This window comes from Nonomuraea sp. NPDC051941, assembly GCF_044593615.1.
In genome coordinates, this window is sequence record NZ_JBIUCF010000024.1 from 131226 (window position 1) to 151455 (window position 20230).

A 20230-nucleotide genomic window follows, 5' to 3' on the forward strand; every position below is an offset into this window, starting at 1 on the left:
GATGACGGAACCGAGCACTCGTCTCGCACTGCTCTCTCCCGCGCGCCTGGCCGACGTGCGCCGGCGGACCGGCGGCTACTCCGACAGGACCATCACCAAGGCGTGCGCCATCGGGCTGGCCTACTGGGCGACCGGCCAGAGCCCCGGCAGTCTCGACCTCACCTCCGCCACCCTGTTCGCCGACGTCCTCGGATGGGCCGACAACGGCGGGGACGGGGTCGCCGGCTGGGACGTCGGCGCGGACGGCCGGAGCATCACCGTCCCCGAGGGTGTCCCGCCGGCCGACGCGCAGCTCGCGCTGGACGACCTGGCCGACTTCCCGGATCGGCCCATCGGCACCATCGGCCCGTCCAGCGTGCCGGCCCGGCTCGCGGCCCTGGCCGAGTGGAACGACAACGACGTGGACCGGGTCCGCCCGACCATCGTGGAGATGTTCCGCGAGCAGGCTCGGACCAGGCCGGACGCCGTCGCCATCGTGGACGGGCACCGCTCGCTGACCTACCGCGAGGCGGCCGAGCTGTCCAACCAGCTCGCCCACCACCTGATCGACCGCGGGCTCACCGCCGAACAGATCGTCGGCATCTCGCTGGGCCGCTCCGCCGAGATGGTGATCGGCCTGCTGGGCGTGCTCCAGGCGGGGGGCGCGTTCGTGCCGCTCGATCCGCAGTGGCCCGCCGCGCGCCGGGCGGTCGTCATCGAGGACGCCAGGGTCGTGGCGCAGCTCAACGACTCCGGCGAGCACGGCGCGGGCGAGCCGGAGGCCGTGGCCGTCGACCTCGGCGACTGGCGGTTCGGGTCGTATCCCACCGGGGACACCGACATCGCCGTCCCCGGTCCCGCGCTGGCGTACGTGATCTTCACGTCCGGTTCGACCGGGCGGCCCAAGGGCGCGATGATTCGGCACGAGGCGATCAGCGAGCGCCTGCTGTGGCAGTCCCGCGAGATCCTGGGCTTCGGCCACGACGACGCGTCGCTGTTCAAGGCGCCGCTGTCGTTCGACATCTCCATCAACGAGATCTTCCTGCCGCTGGTGTGCGGCGGCCGGCTGGTGGTCCTGCGGCCCGGCGGCGAGCGCGACCCGCACCACCTGCTGAGCGTGATCGCCGAGCAGCGCGTCACCTTCACGTACCTGGTGTCGTCCATGCTGGACGTGCTGCTGGAGATCGCGGGCGGCTCCGGGCGGCTGGACAGCCTGCGGCACGTGTGGTGCGGCGGCGAGGTGCTGACCCCGGAGTTGTACGAGCGCTTCCGCACCCGGCTCGACATCCCCATGTACCACGGCTACGGCCCCGCCGAGACGACGATCGGCGTCTCGCACGTCATCTACCGGGGCGCGGCCGAGCGCCTGTCGACGTCGATCGGCAAGGCCAACCCCAACACCGAGCTGTACGTGCTGGACGAGGAGCTGCGCCCGGTCCCGGTCGGCGTCGGCGGCGAGCTGTACGTGGGCGGCTTCCTCCTGGGCCGCGGGTACGTCAACGCGCCCGGCCTGACGGCGTCCCGGTTCGTGGCGAACCCCTTCGCCGGGGACGGTTCCCGGCTGTACCGCACCGGCGACCTGGCGCGCTTCGCCCCCGACGGGTCGCTGGACTTCCTCGGCCGGGCCGACAACCAGATCAAGATCCGCGGCATGCGGCTGGAGATCGAGGACGTCGAGGTCGGCCTCGCGGAGCACCCCGGGGTCCGGCACACCTGCGTCGTCGCCAAGAAGAACGCGGCGGGCGGCACCTACCTGGTCGGGTACGTGATCCCGGCGGCCGGGGGTGGCGACCTGCGGGCGGACGAGGTCAAGGCGTGGGCCGCCGAGCACATGGTCGAGCACATGGTGCCCGCGCACGTCGTCGTGATGAAGGAGTTCCCGCTCACCGCCAACGGCAAGCTGGACCGGGGCGCGTTGCCGGAGCCGGCGATCGGGACGGGCGCGATCGTCGCGCCGGCCACCGAGAACGAGCGCCTGGTGTGCGCGGCGGTCGCGTCGGTGCTGCGGCTGGACGAGGTCGGTGTCGACCAGAACTTCTTCAGGCTCGGCGGCGACAGCATCCTGGCGATCTCGCTGCTGAGCGCGCTGCGCGACGCGGGCCTCCACCTCACGGCGACGCAGATCTTCGCGAGCCGCAACGTGGGAGCGCTCGCGGCGGCGGCCACCCGTGACGAGGTCTCCACCGTGGATCGCGGGGACGTCGCGACCGGCCCCGTCGCAGGGGTCCCCATCGTGCAGTGGCTCGGCGAGCACACGGAGGCGATCGACGGCTTCGTGCAGTCGGTGGTGCTGAACACCCCGGCCCACCTGACCGCCGGCGCCCTCGGCGAGCTGCTCGCCGCCCTGGTCAGGCGGCACGACATGCTGCGCGCCAGGCTGGTGCGCGGCGAACGCTGGGGCTTCGACATCCCCGAGGCGGACGGGGCCGTCGTGGGGTGGGAGGAGAGCGACCGGCCGCTCGACGAGTGCGTCCGGCTCGCCGCCGCCGGGCTGGCCCCGGACGACGGCGTGATGCTCCGTGCCGTCTGGCGGCGCGAGGCGCGGCAGCTCGTCCTGGTCGCCCATCACGTGGTGATCGACGGCGTGTCCTGGCGGATCCTGATGGAGGACCTGGCCACGGCGTGGCGGCAGCTCACCTCGGGCACGCCGATCCAGCTGCCCCCGGTGGGCACGTCGTTCCGGCGCTGGACGCAGCTGCTGGAGCGGGCGGCGTTCGACGCGGACCGCGACCACTTCCAGCGGCCCCTGCCGGGAGCGGACGGGCCGCTGGGCAGGCGTCCGCTGTCCGCATCCGACACCGTCGCGCGCGAGCGGACCCAGGTCGTGCCGGTCGGCTCCGAGGTCACCGCCGCGCTGCTGGGCGAGATCCCGGCGAGGTTCCACGCGGGCGTCAACGACGTGCTGCTGACCGCGCTCGCCGTCGCCCTCGCCCGCTGGCGGCGCGACCTCGGGCAGGACCAGACGTACGCGCACATCGAACTCGAGGGCCACGGCCGCGAGGGACGGTTCGTGGCGGACGCCGCCGGCTACGAGCCGGACCTGTCGCGGACCGTGGGCTGGTTCACCACGCTGTTCCCGGTGACCGTGGACCCCGGCGCGGCGGCCGATCTCACCGCCCCCGACTATTTGTCCGCGGCGCTCAAGGCGGTCAAGGAGGACCTCGCCCGGGTGCCGAGCAACGGCGTCTCCTACGGCGCCCTGCGCTACCTGACCGGCACCGGGTTCGCCGCGCCCGCCCCGCAGGTGCTGTTCAACTACCTGGGCCGCTACGACGCGGGCGCGTCCGGGGACTGGCGGCTCGCGGGCGCCACGGGGCAGCTGGGCGAGAAGCGCGACCCGGGGATGCGGCTGCCGCGCGCCCTGGAGTTCAACGCGATCGCCGAGCCCGGCGCGAGCGGCGCGTACGAGCTGCTCACCACCATCTCCTGGCCGGACGGGATGTTCGCCGAGGAGGACATCGCGACGATCGGCGAGTACTTCCGGGCGGCCCTGACCGGGCTGGCCGCGCTCGACCAGGGCGGCCACTCCCCCAGCGACTTCGGCGCGGTGGCCCTCACGCAGGCCGACGTCGACGCCCTGGACGGCCCGGCGCTGCGGGACATCCTGCCGCTGACCCCGTTGCAGGAGGGCCTGTACTTCCACTCGGTCTTCGACGACGACTCGGCGGGCAGCTACGTCGAGCAGCAGATCATGACGCTGGACGGCGACGTGGACGCCGACCGGCTCGCGGCGGCGGCCACCCGGCTGTTCGACCTGTTCCCGAACCTGGCCGCGCGCTTCGTCGCCCTCGCCGACGGCCGCGTGGTCTCGGTGCTGGAGAGCGGGGTGGAGGCGCCGTTCACCACGCTGGAGCGCCCCGGCATCACCGAGGACGAGATCCGCCACCACGCCGAACGGGACCGCCGCGCCGGGTTCGACCTGGCCACCGGTCCGCTGATGCGCTTCACCCTCATCCGTACGGGTTCCGGTGGGAACGTGCTGGTGCAGACCGTGCACCACATCCTCGCCGACGGCTGGTCGGTGCCCCCGATGCTGCGCGCGCTGCTGGCCGAGTATCACGCGCCGTGGACCGCGTACCCGCAGGGCGGCTTCGCCGACCACGTGCGCGCGCTGGCCGCGCGCGACGACGACGAGAGCGACCGGGTGTGGCGCGATCAGCTCGCCGGCCTGCCCGGCCCCTCGCTGGTCGCCGAGGGGCACACCCCGTCCGGCCGGTACGCCGAGACCACGGTGGAGCCGGACGACGACGTCGACACGGCCGCCCGGTCGGCGGGTGTGCCGCTGAGCGTCGCCGTGCACAGCGCGTGGGCGGTGACGCTGGGCGGCATCCTGCCGGGCAAGGATGTGGTGTTCGGCTCCACGGTGTCCGGGCGCGACGCGGACGTGCCGGGCATCAAGGACATGGTGGGCCTGCTCATCAACACGATCCCCGTACGCGTCCGGTGGGGCGGCGCCACCACGGCGGGCGAGCTGCTCGCCTCGGTGCGGGACCACCAGAGCGCGGTGCTGCCGCACCAGCACGTCTCCCTGACCAGGATCGGCCGCCAGGCCGGCGGCGGCCCTCTGTTCGACACCCTGGTGGTGTTCGACGTCGCGGCCGACGTGGACGGTCTGCGCAGGCCCGGCGACGAGTTCGCCATCACCGGCATCGTGAACGAGGGCGCCCCGCACTACCCGCTGACGCTGGTGGTGGAGCGCGCACGCTACGGCCGCCCGCGCTTCAACCTGATCTACGACGGGGAGCTGCTGCGGGAGGCGCGCGCCCAGGCGATCCTGCGCGCGTTCACCCAGGCGCTGACCGGCCTGCTCACCCGGCCGGACGACCTGGTGCCGGACGGCGCCGGGCAGCCTGCGCGGGTCACCCCGGCGACCTTGGGCGAGCTGTTCGACGCCGCCGCCGAGCGCGACCCGGCCGCCACCGCCGTCACCCAGTGCGGTCTCGACGGCGGCACCCGGTCGCTGACCTACGGCGAGCTGGCGGAGGCGAAGAACGAGCTGGCCGCGGCGCTGCGGGCGGCCGGGGTCGGGCCGGGCGAACGGGTCGCCGTCGCCGTCCCGCGCTCCGTCGAGCAGGTCGTCGCCCTGGTCGCGATCGTCAGCGCGGGCGGCGCGTACGTGCCGCTGGATCTGGCGTACCCGGACGAACGGCTGGAGTACGTCCTCGCCGACGCCGCCCCGCAGGTCGTGCTCGTGGACCGGGACCAGCGGGACCGCTTCACGGAGCTGGCGGCCCGGGCGGGCGTGCCGGCCCGCGTGCTCGTCCAGGGGGACGAGCTGCCGATGGACACCACATCGGCCGAGGTGAGCCGGCACGACCCGGCGTACGTGATCTACACGTCCGGATCGACCGGCAGGCCCAAGGGGGTCGTCGTCCCGCACTCCAGCGTGGTGACGCTGCTCGCGAACACCCGGCCGGACATGGACTTCGGCCCGGACGACGTGTGGGTGCAGTTCCACTCCTACTCCTTCGACTTCGCGGTGTGGGAGCTGTGGGGCGCGCTGGCGCACGGCGGTGAGCTGCTGGTGCCGGAGTACGGGCTGACCCGCTCCCCGGTCGACTTCCACCGGCTGGTCCGCGAGCGCGGAGTGACCGTGCTCAACCAGACCCCGTCGGCGTTCTACCAGTTCATGGAGGCCGACCGGCACGCCGGCGAGCCGGTCACCGCGCTGCGCCGGATCGTCTTCGGCGGCGAGGCGCTGGACCTCGGGCGGCTGCGCGGCTGGGTCGAGCGGCACGGCACCGGCTCGCCCGAGCTGGTCAACATGTACGGCATCACCGAGACCACCGTCCACGTCACGCACCGGGTGCTGACCGACGAGGACTTCGCCGCCGGCGACGGCGCCAGCCCGATCGGCGGCCCGATCCCCGGCCTGGTCACCTACCTGCTCGACGACCGGCTCCGGCCGGTGCCGCCGGGCCGGGTGGGCGCCATCTACGTCGCCGGCGACCAGGTGTCGCTCGGCTACCTGGGCAGGCCGGGGCTCACCGCGAGCCGGTTCGTGGCGGACCCGTTCGCGGGCGACGGCTCCCGCATGTACCACACGGGCGACCTCGCCCGCCGCACGCTCGACGGCGAGCTGGAGTTCGCCGGCCGTGCCGACGACCAGGTGCAGCTCAAGGGCTTCCGCATCGAGCTCGGCGAGGTGGAGTCCGCGATCAGGGAGCTCGACGGCGTGGTCGACGTGGCCGTCACCGTGGCGGGCAGCGGGGACCACCTGGTCGCGCACGTCGTGGGCCGGGTGCCCGGCGACGTCACCGGGCTGCTGTCGGCGAAGCTGCCCGCGCACATGGTGCCGCGCCGGGTGCTTCGGGTCGAGGCGCTGCCGCTGACCGTCAACGGCAAGCTGGACCGCAAGGCCCTGAGCGCGCACGCCGGGCGGGACGACGCTCCGGTGCCCGCGGGCGATTCCGAGGTCGCGGCGCTGGTGGGCATCTTCGCCGACGCGCTGCCCGGCTGCGAGGTGGACGCCGACACCGACTTCTTCAGGGCCGGCGGCGACAGCATCGTCATCATCACCGTGGTCAACCGGGCCAGGGCGCTCGGCCTGCCGATCACCCCACGGGACGTGTTCCTGCTCAGGACGCCGCGCGCGCTCGCCGGACACCTGGGAGCGCCCCACGCCACGGAGCCGGTGCCCGCCTCTCATGAGGACGGTCCGCTGACGCCGACGCCGATCATCCTGCGACAGCGGGGGCTGGGCGGCTCTCTCACCCGGTTCGCCCAGGCCAGGACTCTGGTGGCGCCCGAGGGGACCGGGTTCGCGGACGTCGGACGCGCCGCCGAGGCCGTCGTGGCCGCGCACCCGGCCCTCCGGCTGCGGCTGCGCGTCGAGCACGGGGTGTGGGCGCTGCGCACCGAACCCGCCCGGCAGGTCACCGTCGCCCGCACGGACGCGACCGACGCCACGGCCGTCGCGAACGAGGCCGCCGGACGGCTCGATCCCGAGGCCGGGGAGATGATCGCGTTCTCCTGGCTGGCGGCGAGCCGGACCCTCGTGGTCACCGTGCACCACCTCGCCGTCGACGCGGTGTCCTGGCTGGTCCTGCTGGACGACCTGGCCGCCGCCCTGCGCGGGGCGGCCCTGGCAGCGCCGACCACGTCCTACGCCGAGTACGCCGGCGCGCTGGCGGCGGGGTCTGCCCAGGCGATCGACGACCTCGGGCACTGGGTCACCACGCTCGAAGCGCCCCCGCTGCTGCCCGTGGTCGAGCGGCTGCGCGAGACCGTGGTGGAGGTCGCGCCCGAGGTGACCGCCCGCGTGACGCGTACCGCGCCCGCCACGCTCGGCGTCGGTGTCACCGAGCTGCTGTGCGGCGCGCTGCGGACCGCGCTGACGCACGTCCAGCCCTCGCCCACCGACCTCGCGATCGAGCTGGAGCGCCACGGCCGGGTCCCGGCGCTCGAACACCACGACTACACCCGCACGGTCGGCTGGTTCACCTCCATCGCGCCCGTACGGCTCACCGCGCAGACCGACCCCGTCGCGGCGGCGCGCGAGCTCGCCGAACGGCAGCCGGACGAGCGCGGGAACGTCGCCTACGGCCAGCTCAGATACCTCAACCCGCAGACGGCGCCGCTGCTGAACGCGCGCCCGCAGGTGCTGTTCAACTACCTCGGCCGGGGCAGCGAGTCCCAGGCGCTGCACATCACCGGCGGCGACCAGGGCAGCCCGTATGCCGTCGAGGTCAACGCGTGGATCGACACGGCCACCGGAAGGCTGCGCGCGGTCTTCACCCTCGCCGAAGGCGTCCCCGACGAGCTCACCGAGCACTGGCGGCGCGCCGTGGAGCGGATCGCGGACGCCGCCGCGACCGCCGAGTGGACGGCGCCGGTCACCCCGCTCCAGAGGGGCCTGTTCTTCCAGGCCCAGCTGGCGGGCCCGGCCGGGCACTACGTCGCGCAGAACTACTTCACCTTCGACCGGCGGCTGGACACAGGCGCCCTGGCCGAGGCGATGGCGTACGTGATCGCGCGGCACCCGGTCGTGGGCGCCGGCTTCACCACCGACGCCGGCGGCGACCCGGTCCAGGTCCTCGCGGCGCGCCGGCAGGTCGACGTCCGCGTGGTCGCGCTGTCGACGGACGCGGAGGTCGAGGCCCTGCGCGCCCGGGACCGCGACACGGGCTTCGACCCGGGTGAGCCGCCGCTGATCCGGCTGACCGTGGTGCGCCTGCCCGGCGACCGCGACGGCCTGCTGCTGAGCTACCACCTGCTGCTGTGGGACGGCTGGTCCCGCGAGATCGTGCTGCGGGACCTGTTCGACGCCTATCAGGCCGTCCTCGCGGGACAGCCACTGGACCCGGTCCCGGCCACGCCGAGCTTCCAGAGCTACGCCCGGGGGCTCGCCGCCAGGGACCTCGCCGCGTCGGAACGGTTCTGGGCGGAGCACCTGACCGGCCTCCCCGGCCCGACGCTGCTCGCCGGGCCGTCTCCGTCACTGCCGGACGAGCTGCCGAGCGCCCTCGTACGCACGCTCTCCCCCGGGCAGTCGGACCTGCTGCGGGAGGCGGCAAGGACGCACGGCGTCACGCTGAACTCGGTGCTGACCGGCGCGTTCGGCCTGCTGCTGGGCGCGCACACGGGCCGCAGCGACGCCGTCTTCGGCGTGACCGTCTCCGGCCGGGAGGGCGAGGGCCTGTCCGACATCGTCGGCGTGCTGCTCAACACCGTCCCCATGTGGACGCGAGCCCGGCCGGACGACACGGTACGGGAGTATCTGTCCGCCGTGCAGGCGGCCAGGGTCGCGGCGATGGAGCACGAGCACCTGGGACTCGGCGAGATCCAGCGGGCCAGCGGGCACGACACGCTGTTCGACAACCTGTTCGTGCTGCAGAACTTCCTGGACCTGGACGCGCTCGCCACGATGAACGCCCGGCACGGCATCACCGAGGTGCGCGCCGAGGACTCCACGCACTACCCGTTCACCTGGGTCGTCACGCCGGGCGACCGGCTCACGATCAAGCTGGAGCACCGCGACGACGACGCCGGGCGCGCCCGCCGTCTCCTGGACGACTACGTGCGCGTGCTCGAGGAGCTGGCCCGCTCGACCGGGCCGGTGGGCGCGCTGCGGGGTCTGGGGCCGGAGCCCGAGCCGGCCGTACGCACGGACGTCGGCACGGACACCGTGGTCGACCGGTTCGACCAGGCGGCGGACGGCGGCCCGCAGCGGGTCGCGCTCGTCGCCCACGGCCGAACCATGACGTTCGCCCAGCTCAGGGACCGCAGCCGCGCGGTGGCGGGGGTGCTCGCCCGGCGCGGCATCGGCCCCGAGACGACCGTGGGCCTGGCGATCCCGCGCTCCCTCGACTCGATCGTGGCGCTGTTCGCCGTGCTGCGCGTCGGCGCCGCGTACGTGCCGCTGGAGCTGGACCACCCGGACGAGCGGATCGCCGCGATCGTCGCGGACGCCCGCCCGGACGTGATCCTCACCGTGAGCGCGGTCGCTCCCCGGCTGACCGGCGACCTGATCGAGCTGGACCGCCCTCTGCCCGAGGCCGAGCCGTTCACGACGTTCGCGCCGGGCGACCCGGACCGCCTGCGGCACCCGGCGTACACCATCTACACCTCCGGATCGACCGGGAAGCCCAAGGGCGTGGTGACCGGGTACGCCGGGCTGACCAACATGCTGATCAACCACCAGCGCCGGATCTTCGAGCCGGTGCTGGCGCGGCACGGGCACCGGGTCTTCCGGATCGCGCACACCGTGTCCTTCGCGTTCGACATGTCGTGGGAGGAGCTCCTGTGGCTCGCCGACGGCCACGAGGTGCACATCTGCGACGAGGAGCTGCGGCGCGACGCGCCCCGCCTGGTCGAGTACTGCCTCGAGCACGGGATCGACGTGATCAACGTGACCCCCACCTACGCGCAGCAGCTGGTGGCCGAGGGGCTGCTCGATGACCCCGCGCGGCGGCCAGCGCTGGTGCTGCTGGGCGGCGAGGCGGTCACCCCGGCGCTGTGGCGCCGGCTCGCCGAAACCGAGGGGACGGTCGGCTACAACCTGTACGGACCCACCGAGTACACCATCAACACCCTCGGCGTCGGCACCTTCGAGTGCCAGGACCCGGTGGTCGGCGTGGCGATCGACAACACCGACGTGTACGTGCTGGACCCGTGGCTGCGGCCCGTGCCGGACGGCGTGCCCGGCGAGCTGTACGTGTCGGGCGTCGGCATCGCGCGCGGCTACCTCGGGCAGCCCGCCCAGACCGCGCACCGGTTCGTCGCCTGCCCGTACGGCGAGCCCGGCGAGCGCATGTACCGCACCGGGGACCTCGTGATCCGGCGGCCCGACGGGAACCTGATGTACCTGGGCCGCACCGACCAGCAGGTCAAGATCCGCGGGCATCGGGTGGAGCCGGGCGAGGTCGAGGCCGCGTTCGAGGCGCACCCGGCGGTGCGGTTCGCCGCCGCGGTCGCCCAGCCGGACCCCCAGGTGGACGGCGCGTACCGGCTGGCCGCCTACCTCGTGCTGGGCGACTCGGACCTCGCGACCGTCGCCGCCGAGGTGGGCGCCGGGCTGCCGGACTTCCTGCGCCCCACGCACTACGCCCAGGTCGACGCCATCCCGCTGACCGTGAACGGGAAGGCCGACGCCAAGGCCCTGCCGGAGGCCAGGCCGCTGGGCGCGCTGACCACGGCGGGTGAGCGCGGCCCGGCGACCGGGACCGAGACCGTGGTGTGCGAGTTCTTCGCCGAGGCGCTGGACCTGGACGACGACGAGGTGAGCGCGGTGAGCGACTTCATGTCCCTGGGCGGGCACTCCATGCTGGCGGTGCGGCTGATCGGGCTGCTCCGCCGCGAGTACGGCCCCGTGATCACCATTCGTGACCTGTTCGCGCTGCGGACCCCCGAAGCGATTGCCCGGCATCTCGATGACAACTCCTGACCGTACGGGGTCCGGCATCCTGCGGACTGCACTGCGACGCAACGCGGGCGCCATGGCCTGGGGCACCGTCCTCATGGGCATGTACCAGGCCGGCGAGACCGCCTTCCCCATCGCGCTCGGCCTGATCGTCGAGCACACGATGCGCGAGCGCGGCCTCGGCTCCCTCGCGGTGTCGATCGCCGCGCTGGCCGTGATCATCACGACCGTGTCGCTGTCGTGGCGGTTCGGGATGCGCATCCTGCAGAAGGCCAACACGACCGAGGCGCACCGCTGGCGGGTGCGGGTCGCGGCCTGCGGGCTCCAGCCCGTGGCCAGGGACGTCGACCTCAAGTCCGGCGAGGTCCTGACCATCGCCACCGAGGACGCCGACCAGACCGCCGACATCATCGAGGTGGTGCCGCTGCTGGTCAGCTCGCTGGTCGCGGTGCTGATCACGGCGGTCGCCCTGGGCACGGCCAACGTGTGGCTCGGCCTGCTCGTGATCGTGGGAACCGTCGCCATCCTGTCGATCCTGAGCGTGCTGTCCAGGCGGATCGGCGCCGGCACCCGCGAGCAGCAGGCCCGGGTGGCGCGGGCGGGCGCGAAGGTCGCCGACCTGATCACCGGCCTGCGGCCGCTGCACGGTTTCGGCGGCACCCACGCGGCGTTCCTGTCCTACCGGAAGGTCAGCACGGAGGCGAGGAGCCAGGCCGTCACCGTCGCCAAGGTGAACGGCGCGTACGCCGGCGCCGCGCAGATCCTCAACGCCATCCTCGCCACCGCGGTGACCCTGGCGGCGGGGTGGCTGGCGTTCGACGGCCGGATCACCATCGGCCAGCTCGTCATGGCCGTGGGGCTGGCGCAGTTCATCATGGAACCGCTCAAGCTGTTCTCGGAGATGCCGAAGTACGTGATGATCGCGCGCGCGTCGGCCGAGCGGATGGCGCTGGTGCTGGCCGCGCCCGCGGTGATGACCCCGGGGCCGGAGCGGCCGTCCGCGGGCGGGGACCTGGAGGTCGACGGCGTCCGGTACGGGGCGCTGCGCGAGCTGAAGTTCCACGTGTCGGCCGGGGAGTTCGTGGCGATCGCCGCCTACCAGCCGCGCGCGGCGGCCGATCTCGTGTCGATCCTGGCCGTGAACGTCCCGCCCGGCGCGTACGAGGGCGTGGTGCGGGTCAGCGGGCGGGAGGCGGCGGACCTGGCGATCGAGGCGGTCCGCGAGCGCATGCTGGTGAACCCGTACGACGGGGAGATCTTCGCGGGCACCCTCCGCACGAACATCGACCCGGCGGGCACCGGCCGCATGGTCCCCGAAGCCGTCGAGGCGTCCATGCTGGTCGACGTCGTGGCCCTCCACCCCGAAGGGCTCGACTACGGCGTCCGCGACCGCGGCGCCAACCTCTCCGGCGGGCAGCGCCAACGGCTGTCGCTGGCCCGCGCACTGGCCGCCGACGCCGACATCCTCGTCCTGCACGACCCGACCACGGCCGTCGACGCGGTCACCGAACAGCTCATCGCGCGCAACGTCGCGGAGCTGCGCCGGGGCCGCACCACCGTCGTGATCACCAGCAGCCCGGCCCTCCTCGACGCCGCCGACCGGGTCCTCATCCTGGACGACGGCGTCATCACGGCGGAGGACACCCATCGCAACCTGCTCACCACCGACGAGAACTACCGCCTGGCCGTGGCCCGGTGAACCCAGAAGGGATCAAGCATGACCACCAACCCGTTCGACGACGCCGACGGCCGCTTCCTGGTCCTGGTCAACGCCGAGAACCAGCACTCCCTGTGGCCCTCCTTCGCCGAGGTCCCCGCCGGCTGGACCGTCGTCCTCCCCGAGAACTCCCGCGCCGCCTGCCTGGACTACATCGAGCGGCACTGGACCGACCTGCGCCCGCGTTCGCTGGCCGAGAGGCTCAGCTGAGCACGCAGCTCACCTGGGGCGGCGTGTTGGTCACGTTGTTCCAGGTCGCGTTGAAGCCGAACGCGGTGGACGCGCCGACCGGCAGGCTGCCGTTGTAGCCGGCGTTCCGCGCCGTGACGGTGGCGCCGTTCTGCGTGATTGCGGTGTTCCACGATTCGCGGACCTGCTGCCCGTCGGCGAAGGTGAGGGTCGTCGTCCAGGCGGAGGCCGCGCGCGTGGAGGTGTTCTTCACGGTGACCTCGGCCTGGAAGGCGCCGCCCCACTGGGAGATCACCCGGTAGGCGGCGGTGCACCGGCCGTCACCGGGCGTCGGGGTCGGCGTCGGGGTAGGGGTCGGGGTGGGCGTGGTCGGCGGGATCACGCCGTCGAGCACCCGCGCGAGGGCCGGGTACCAGCGGTCGGCCATCTTCTGGAAGCCGGCGTCGTTGGGGTGCACCCCGTCGCCGGTGTCCGTGGCCGTGTTGAAGCCGGTCCACTGGTCCACGACGACGATGGGCGACTGCGCGGTCGTGAGGCCGGCGGCCCAGCCCGGGATCGCGTTGTCGAGCGCCGTCACGCCGGCCGCGCAGGTGGGGCAGCCGGACGGGTTCATGGGGATGATCTGCGCCACGATGATCTTCATGGTGGGGTTGCTCGCGCGCATCTGACCGACCAGCTTCGTGTACGCGGCCAGAACGGTGCTGGTCGGGATGAAGCCGCCCCACATGTCGTTGGTGCCCAGGTGCATGAGGACGATGTCGGGCCTGGCCGCGGCCAGCCACGGCGGCAACTGGTTCTGGTCGGCGATGCCGGTGGCGGAGTAGCCGCCGTGGCCCTCGTGGTCGCCGTCGTAGGTGTAGCCGTAGTTGCAGCCGCCGTCGGGATCGCTGCCGACGAAGTCGATGCCGGTGTACCCGGTCGTCTGCAGGCGGTGCCAGAGCATGGCGCGCCAGCAGCCGGGTCCGGCGGTGATGGAGTCGCCGAGCGGCATGATGCGCACGGGCGCCGCCGCCGACGTGGCGGGCAGGGCGGCCCCGAGGGTGACCGCCAGCAGGAGCGCGGTGAGCAGGGCGTACAGGTGGGATCGGCGAAGCATCGGTGACTCCCCGGGTGAGGCGGCCCGGCCCGCCTGGCAGCGGGCCGGGCCGGGGGTTCTACGAGTAGGGGTTCTGGGTGAGCAGGTGTGCCTTGAAGCCCTCGCCGTACGTGCTGGTCGGGGTGCCGTTGTAGTCGGTGATGAGGACGTTGCCCTGGCTGCAGCCCCACGGGTTCCAGGTCCAGGCGGTGTATCCGACGCCGTGCGCGTCGGCCCAGGCCATCACCTGGTCGATGTAGTCGTGGGCGCAGGAGTTCTGCCCGATCTCGCCGGCGTGCACGGGCACCTGCGCGGCCACGGCGCCGACCTGGCTGTTCCAGCAGGAGACGTTGGAGCAGGTGTTGAAGTTGTACGTGTGCCAGGCGGCCATGAGGTTGCCGGCCGGGTCGGTCGGCTTGTAGGTCAGCCACTGGCTCAGGTCGTTGGACCAGGCCAGGCCGCCGAGCATGATCACGTTGGTGGCGCCGGTGGCGCGTACGGCGTTGACCAGCGACTGCATGCCGGCCACCTGGTAGCTGATGCCGGTGCAGGTGCCGCCGTCGCGCCAGCAGGTCCAGCCGGCGGTCGCGTTCCAGTTCGCCGCGGCGTCCGGGTAGGGCTCGTTGAACAGGTCGAAGACGACCGCGTTGTTGCCCTTGAACGCGTTGGCCACGCCGGTCCAGAACGTGGGCGCGTACTGCGCGTCGGGCATCGGCTTCTGGCAGGTCGCCGCGGTGTCGGAGCAGCCGGCGCCCTGACCGGTGTACTGGCCGTAGTTCCAGTGCATCTCCACGATCGGCGTGACGCCGTTGTTCACCAGCAGGTTCACGTAGTCCTTGACGTTCTGCTGGTACGCGGCGCCGCTGGGCGAGCCGTTGGTGCCGATCCAGCACTCCTCGTTCAGCGGGATCCGGACCGCGTGGATGTTCCACGCCTTCATGGCGTCGATCGAGGCCTTGTCCACCGGGCCGCTGTCCCACATGCCCTTGCCCTGCACGCAGGCGAACTCGCCGCTGGCCCGGTTGACGCCGAGCAGCCGGTAGGTGTTGCCGTTGCCGGCGACCAGCTTGTTCCCGGAGACGCGCAGGATCGGCGCCGGGAGGTTGGTGCCGTCGTCGTCATCGGCCTCGGTGGCGTTGACCGTGACCGTGGTCAGGCCGGAGGAGGCGACGCTGATGGGCCGGGTGCCGTTGAGCCGGTCGGTGTCCTGTGCCGCGCGGAGCGTCACGGTCTGCGGGGTGCTCCAGTTGGACGTGGTGAAGGTCAGGGAGGCGCCGGCGCTCACGGTGATGTCGCTGTCGCCGGTGCCCGCGGTGCTGGTGACCGTCACGTTGCCGGTCGGCTGGGACTGCAGGCGGACCGTGTAGCTCGCGGTCCCGCCCTCGGGCACGCTCACGCTGGTCGAGGAGACCACCAGAGCCTGCTGCTGCGGGCCTCCGTTGCCGTTGCCGACGCACGAGACGCTGGGCGGCGGGTTGTTGGCGCCGGTGTACGTGCCGTTGAAGCCGACGGTCCACGTCGCCCCGGTGGCCTTGGCGGCGTTGTAGGTGGTCGGGTTGACGGTGACGGCCGCACCCGCCGGGGTGGGCGTGGCCGGGGTCGGCACGCCCTCCCACATCTGGGTGATCACCTGGTTGTCGGGGAAGTCGAAGCTCAACGACCACTTGGTCAACGGGTCACCGGTGTTGGTGACGTTGATGTTGGCGCCGAAGGCGCTGCCGTTGTCCCAGACCTTGGAGTAGGTGGCCGAACACGACGCCGCGGCCTCGGCAGCGGTCTGCGCGGCGGCGAGACCGAATCCGGCGAGCAGCACGGCGGCCGCGGCCGACAAGGCTCTGCGCCACGAGTTCCGGTGAATGGACATGGGGGTTCTCCGTGACTTTATGAATGGGAGCGCTCCCAAACGTTCTTCCCGACGAGTCCGCTTCGCAAGAACGCGCCCGGTGCCGGGGACGGGGCAGCCGCGCCGACCTTGAATAAGGCGGCGAACGCTGCTGAAACTTTCATCCCGACCAGTGGGGATACAGTGTGATCTCATGAGCGGCGAGCGTTGGCTGCGCGTGCCGGTCGGGGACGAGGCTGCCCGGTGGCGCACGGTCGGCTCCAGCCGCACCGTCCTCGCGGTGGCGCGTACGGTGACCTCGGCCGGCCGGCTGCTGGAGATCCTGCCGTTGTTCCGGTCCGACCCTCGCGTGCAGGTGCTGTTCACGGTCGCGGCCGGCTCGGCCTTCGGCGACGGCGTCGATGATTACCTGCGCAGCGTCCAGGCGCGGACCGTGCCCTGGTCGCAGGCCGTGGAGACGCCGTTCCACCTCGCCGTCTCGGCCAGCGCCAACGGCGCGTTGCACCAGCTGAAGGCCCCGCTGCTGGTGGTGCCGCACGGTGCCGGGTACAACCGGCTCCTCAGCCCGGCGGACGGCCCCGAGAGCGGGGTCTCGGGCCTGGCGCGGCGCCAGCTCGTCCACGAGGGCAGGATCGTGCCGGCGGCCATCGCCCTGTCGCATCACGAGCAACTGGCGCGGCTGGAGCGGGACTGTCCCGAGGCGCTCCCGCGGGCCGTGGTGGTCGGCGACCTGGTGTTCGACCGGATCCGGGCCAATCTCGCCCGGCGTGACCGCTACCGGCGGGCTCTGGGGGTGGGCCCGCACCGCAAGCTGGTGCTGGTCAGCTCGACGTGGGGCGCGCATTCCCTGCTCGGCGCGAACGGCGACCTGGTGGCCCGGCTGGTGGCGGAGCTCCCCGTCGACGAATACCAGATCGTGCTGGCGGCACACCCCAACGCCTGGTACGGCCACGGCGGCCTGCAGGTACGCCTGTGGCTGGCCGACGCCCGCGACGGCGGCCTGCTGGTGCTCCCGCCGCAGCAGGGCTGGCAGGCCGCGCTCGTGGCGTCGGACGTCATCGTGGGCGATCACGGCTCCGTCACCTTCTACGGCGCCGCCCTGGGCCGCCCGGTGCTCCTGGCCTCCTCCGGAGGCGAGGCCGAGGAGCTCGACCCCGGCTCCCCCACGGCCCTGCTGTCCGGGACCCTGCCCCGGCTGGACCCGGCCGGCGCCGTCCTGTCGCAGATCGAGCGGGTCATGGCGGCCCACGGTCCGCACGACGACGTCACCGGACGTACCCTCGGCATGCCCGGTCAGGCGGAGGGCCTGTTGCGGCGCCTGGCGTACCGGCTGATGGAGCTGCCCGAGCCCGCCGCGCCCGCGACCGCCCGGCCACTCGCCGAGCCGCTGCCCGAGCGCGGCGAGGTGCTCTCCTTCGAGGTGGAGGCGGTGGTCGGCGGCGACTGCGTGACCGTCAGCCGATATCCCGCCGTCCTGGAGCGCCCACCCGGAAGCCAGGTGCGTGACCCGCATCTGGTCGTGGACGCCGAGGAGGTGAACCCGCGGCTGCTGGAGAACGCCGCGATCGTGGTCGGCCGGGAAACGCGGCCGGGCTGGGCTCAGGAGACGCTGCGACGGTATCCCGGCTGCTTCATGGCGGCCGAGATCGTCGGCGACCGGTCGGTCGACCTGACGTTGAGGGACGGAGAACGGCTGCGGGTCGGCATTACGCCGGCCCCCGGCGGCGATCCTGACCCCCGCTGCCTGCCGTCCGCGGTGTACGGCTGGCTCGTGCGGGGCCGGAGCCGGGAGGATCTCCGCTCCGGGATCACCGTCCGGGTGGGCGACCGGCAGGTGGTCGTCAGCTGTGACGCCTGAGATCAGGGTCGGTCCACGGCGGCCAGGCGGGCACGCAGCGTCTCGGCCCTGGGCAGGTTGCCCGAGGCCAGGCAGACCGACAGGGCCCGCCGCAGGCACTCCGCCGCCTCCTCGCGGTCGCCGCCGCCCTCAGCCAGCTCCGCCAGGAGCTCCCACGCCTGGGTCTCCTTCACCGGCACCCGGCACTCGCGCGTGATCTCCGCGGCGGTCCGCGCCGACCGGATCGCTTCGGCACGGCGTCCGAGCCCGCGTTGGGCCCTGGCCAGCTCCAGGTGGATCCGCCCCTGGCTGAGCGCGTCTCCGGCGGCGACCATGAGGGGCAGGGCGCGGCCGAGGGCGGCCGCCGCTTGCCCGTGCCGGCCGGCGTCCAGGTGGGCGAGCCCGAGGTGGTACTGCTGCATGCCCACCCCTCGGCCGTTGCCCGCCAGCTCGTGGATGGCCGAGGCCGCGGCGAAGCTCTCGGCGGCGGTGTCGGGCTCCGCCTGGACGAGGGCGGCCCGGCCCAGCGACTCCAGGACCACCGCCTCCATCCTCGGGTCGCCGGACGCGCGGGCCGCTTGCCGGGCCCGTACGAGCTGATCGTGAGCCTGGTCGAGCTCGCCGAGCATCAGCTGGGCACGCGCCAACTGGTTGCGCATCCTGGCCTCCACGGCGGGAGCCTCCAGGCGGAGCGCGGCTTCCACCCCCAGAGCGTTGGCCTCGGCGCAGTCGGCGTGATAGCCGCGATCGTGGTGCAGCGGCCAGAGCGCTTCGGCCAGCTGCCAGACGATCTCGTCCCACTCGCGCGCGGCGGCGGCGCGCACCACCGCCAGCAGGTCGGCGCGTTCGGCGTCCAGCCAGTCGAGGGCTTCACCGCGCGAGGCGAACGACCACCCCGCGCGCTCGCTATGGTCGGCCAGCCGCAACCGCCTGCCCATCGCGGCGTCGGCGGCGGCCGCCCCGGTCAGATACCACTCCGCCGCCCGCCGCAGCGCCGACTCCCGCGCCTCGGGCGGCTCCGCGCTGCGCGCACGACGGGCCGCGTGCAGGCGGACGAGGTCATGCATCCGGTAGCGGTCCTCCGCGAACTCCTCCACCAGATGCGCGTCGAGCAGCAGGTCCAGCGCCTGATCCGGCTCGTCGTCCAGCACGGCGGCGGCGAGCCCCGGGCTGAACGCGCTGCCGGGCAGCACGCCGAGCAGCCGGTAGAGCCGGGCGGCGCCTTCCGGCAATCCCTCATAGACAGCCTCGAAGAACGCGTCCATGGACACCCCGCCCTCCGTGGCCGCCCGGTCGAGACGCCGTCCGGCCTCGGCCAGGTCGCGGATCAGCCGCTCGACCGACCACGCCGGGTGCCGCAGCAGCTGCGCGCCGGCCATCCGCAGGGCGATCGGCAGCCCGCCGCACAGCCGCACCAGCTCGACGGCGTGCGTACGCTGCCCGTGGACTCGTTCCTCCCCGAGCATCCCGGTCAGCAGCCGCAGCCCCTGCTCGGCTTCCAGCGGGCCGACCGTGACGGGCACCGCGCCCTCGGCGAGCAGCCCGCGCAGCTGACGGTGGCTGGTCACCACCACGGCGCTGCCGGGCGAGGCCGGGCACAGCGGCGTCACCTCCGCGGCGTGCTCCGCGCCGTCCACCAGCACGAGCAGCCGCGACCCCGCCGTCATCGAGCGGAACATCGCCGCCCGCTCCGGCAACTCCTCCGGGATCCAGCTCTCGTGGACGCCGAGCGCCCGCAGGAAGGCGGCGAGGACGTCGCTAACCCCGGTCGCCCCGCCGTGCCGCAGCGCCCCGAGGTCCACGTAGAGCTGGCCGTCGCCGAAGCGCTCCTGCGCCTGGTGGGCCCAGCGCCGCCCGACGGCGCTCGTGCCGACTCCCTTCAGGCCGCAGACGACCGCCACGGCGGGACCGTCGGCCAGGTGCCGGTCGAGCAACGCCAGCTCGAGCGTCCTGTTGACGAAGCCGGGCGGCTCCGCGGGCACCTGCCGGGGGACCCGGACGGGAGCGGCGGGCATGGCGGGCGCTGCGGCGATGTTGATGACACCGACGTCCGCAGCCTGCACCACCGCACCGGTCACCTGCCCGGAGAGCTCATTGCGGACAATTCCGCTACCTTCGGCGCTCACCACGCCCGCCTCGCCCATGAACGCTCTTCGCCGGTCACGATTCAGGAGTGTTCCCCCTCGGCCGGGACTCTCGGATACGCACAGGGAAGCCATAACCGATCGGCATGAGTACCCGTGCCGTGCGCGCTCGGCCCCGGTGTGGATCTACGCTCGAAGGACACCTCTCACACGCGAAAGAGGAGCGATGGATCCCAGTGTCATCGCCACCCTGACGGCGGTGGTCTCCGCCATCGTCGGAGGCGCCGCGGGCGAGGCCGGCAAGAGCGCGTGGGGCTCGCTGACGGCCCTCGTGCGGCGGCGGTTCGGCACGGATGCCGCCGTCACGGCCGCCTTGGAGCAGGCTGACACGAGGTCACCGGAGGAGACGACGCGGGTCCTGGTGGACCACGCGCACGCGGACGCCGAGTTCCAGCGATCGCTGGCTGACTGGGCCGGTGAGACGGCCCGCCTCCTTCAGTACAAGCACGACGTGAGCAACACCATCGGCGGCGACGCCCGCATCACCGGCACGGTCATCCAGGCCGGTGACATCTCCGGCTCCATCAACATCGGCACGCCAGGTCCGCCCGACCGGCGGTGAGGACGTAGGGGCAGAGGCGAGGC

8 protein-coding genes are annotated in these 20230 nt (G+C 73.2%); 5 read left to right on the top strand and 3 right to left on the bottom strand.

The annotated features are described in order from the left end of the window. Nucleotide 1 precedes the first annotated feature (1 nt). From ACIHFD_RS35400 to ACIHFD_RS35410, 3 genes are read left to right on the top strand one after another with little or no spacing between them, the layout of a single operon-like run. Nucleotides 2-10864: an amino acid adenylation domain-containing protein gene (locus ACIHFD_RS35400; RefSeq protein WP_397370648.1), complete on the top strand. Its 10863-nt coding sequence runs from the start codon at nucleotides 2-4 to the stop codon at nucleotides 10862-10864. Then, nucleotides 10851-12539 (top strand): ABC transporter transmembrane domain-containing protein, encoded by a 1689-nt coding sequence (locus ACIHFD_RS35405; RefSeq protein WP_397370649.1) that lies wholly within the window; start codon nucleotides 10851-10853, stop codon nucleotides 12537-12539. Before ACIHFD_RS35400 ends, ACIHFD_RS35405 begins: the two co-directional genes overlap by 14 nt. 18 nt (nucleotides 12540-12557) lie before the next feature. Further along, on the top strand, nucleotides 12558-12767 hold the full coding sequence (locus ACIHFD_RS35410; RefSeq protein ID WP_397370650.1) for an MbtH family protein: 210 nt from the start codon (nucleotides 12558-12560) through the stop codon (nucleotides 12765-12767). Here ACIHFD_RS35410 and ACIHFD_RS35415 read toward each other — a convergent pair. Together ACIHFD_RS35415 and ACIHFD_RS35420 are read right to left on the bottom strand one after the other, a co-directional pair. Next, the gene (locus tag ACIHFD_RS35415) at nucleotides 12760-13842 is read right to left on the bottom strand and encodes a cellulose binding domain-containing protein (protein WP_397370651.1); all 1083 of its coding nucleotides are present in this window, start codon (nucleotides 13840-13842) and stop codon (nucleotides 12760-12762) included. The genes ACIHFD_RS35410 and ACIHFD_RS35415 overlap by 8 nt on opposite strands. 58 nt (nucleotides 13843-13900) lie before the next feature. Next, the gene (locus ACIHFD_RS35420; protein ID WP_397370652.1) at nucleotides 13901-15685 is read right to left on the bottom strand and encodes a cellulase family glycosylhydrolase; all 1785 of its coding nucleotides are present in this window, start codon (nucleotides 15683-15685) and stop codon (nucleotides 13901-13903) included. 172 nt (nucleotides 15686-15857) lie between these two features. On the opposite strand from ACIHFD_RS35420, the gene ACIHFD_RS35425 reads away from it, so the two are divergent. Beyond that, on the top strand, nucleotides 15858-17522 hold the full coding sequence (locus ACIHFD_RS35425) for a hypothetical protein (protein WP_397370653.1): 1665 nt from the start codon (nucleotides 15858-15860) through the stop codon (nucleotides 17520-17522). A gap of 2 nt (nucleotides 17523-17524) precedes the next feature. On the opposite strand, the gene ACIHFD_RS35430 is transcribed toward ACIHFD_RS35425, so the two are convergent. Then, nucleotides 17525-19645: a hypothetical protein gene (locus tag ACIHFD_RS35430; RefSeq protein ID WP_397370654.1), complete on the bottom strand. Its 2121-nt coding sequence runs from the start codon at nucleotides 19643-19645 to the stop codon at nucleotides 17525-17527. A gap of 166 nt (nucleotides 19646-19811) precedes the next feature. Here ACIHFD_RS35430 and ACIHFD_RS35435 point away from each other — a divergent pair, with 166 nt between their 5' ends. Beyond that, a complete protein-coding gene (locus ACIHFD_RS35435) occupies nucleotides 19812-20207 on the top strand; it encodes a hypothetical protein (protein WP_350735705.1) in 396 nt (131 codons plus the stop codon). Nucleotides 20208-20230: the final 23 nt, after the last annotated feature.

Excerpts from the sequence above, each read along its gene's own strand:
- ACIHFD_RS35400 (WP_397370648.1), top strand. The coding sequence starts at position 2 with ATGACGGAACCGAGCACTCGTCTCGCACTGCTCTCTCCCGCGCGCCTG.
- ACIHFD_RS35405 (WP_397370649.1), top strand. The coding sequence starts at position 10,851 with ATGACAACTCCTGACCGTACGGGGTCCGGCATCCTGCGGACTGCACTG.
- ACIHFD_RS35410 (WP_397370650.1), top strand. The coding sequence starts at position 12,558 with ATGACCACCAACCCGTTCGACGACGCCGACGGCCGCTTCCTGGTCCTG.
- ACIHFD_RS35415 (WP_397370651.1), bottom strand. The coding sequence starts at position 13,842 with ATGCTTCGCCGATCCCACCTGTACGCCCTGCTCACCGCGCTCCTGCTG.
- ACIHFD_RS35420 (WP_397370652.1), bottom strand. The coding sequence starts at position 15,685 with ATGTCCATTCACCGGAACTCGTGGCGCAGAGCCTTGTCGGCCGCGGCC.
- ACIHFD_RS35425 (WP_397370653.1), top strand. The coding sequence starts at position 15,858 with ATGAGCGGCGAGCGTTGGCTGCGCGTGCCGGTCGGGGACGAGGCTGCC.
- ACIHFD_RS35430 (WP_397370654.1), bottom strand. The coding sequence starts at position 19,645 with ATGGGCGAGGCGGGCGTGGTGAGCGCCGAAGGTAGCGGAATTGTCCGC.
- ACIHFD_RS35435 (WP_350735705.1), top strand. The coding sequence starts at position 19,812 with ATGGATCCCAGTGTCATCGCCACCCTGACGGCGGTGGTCTCCGCCATC.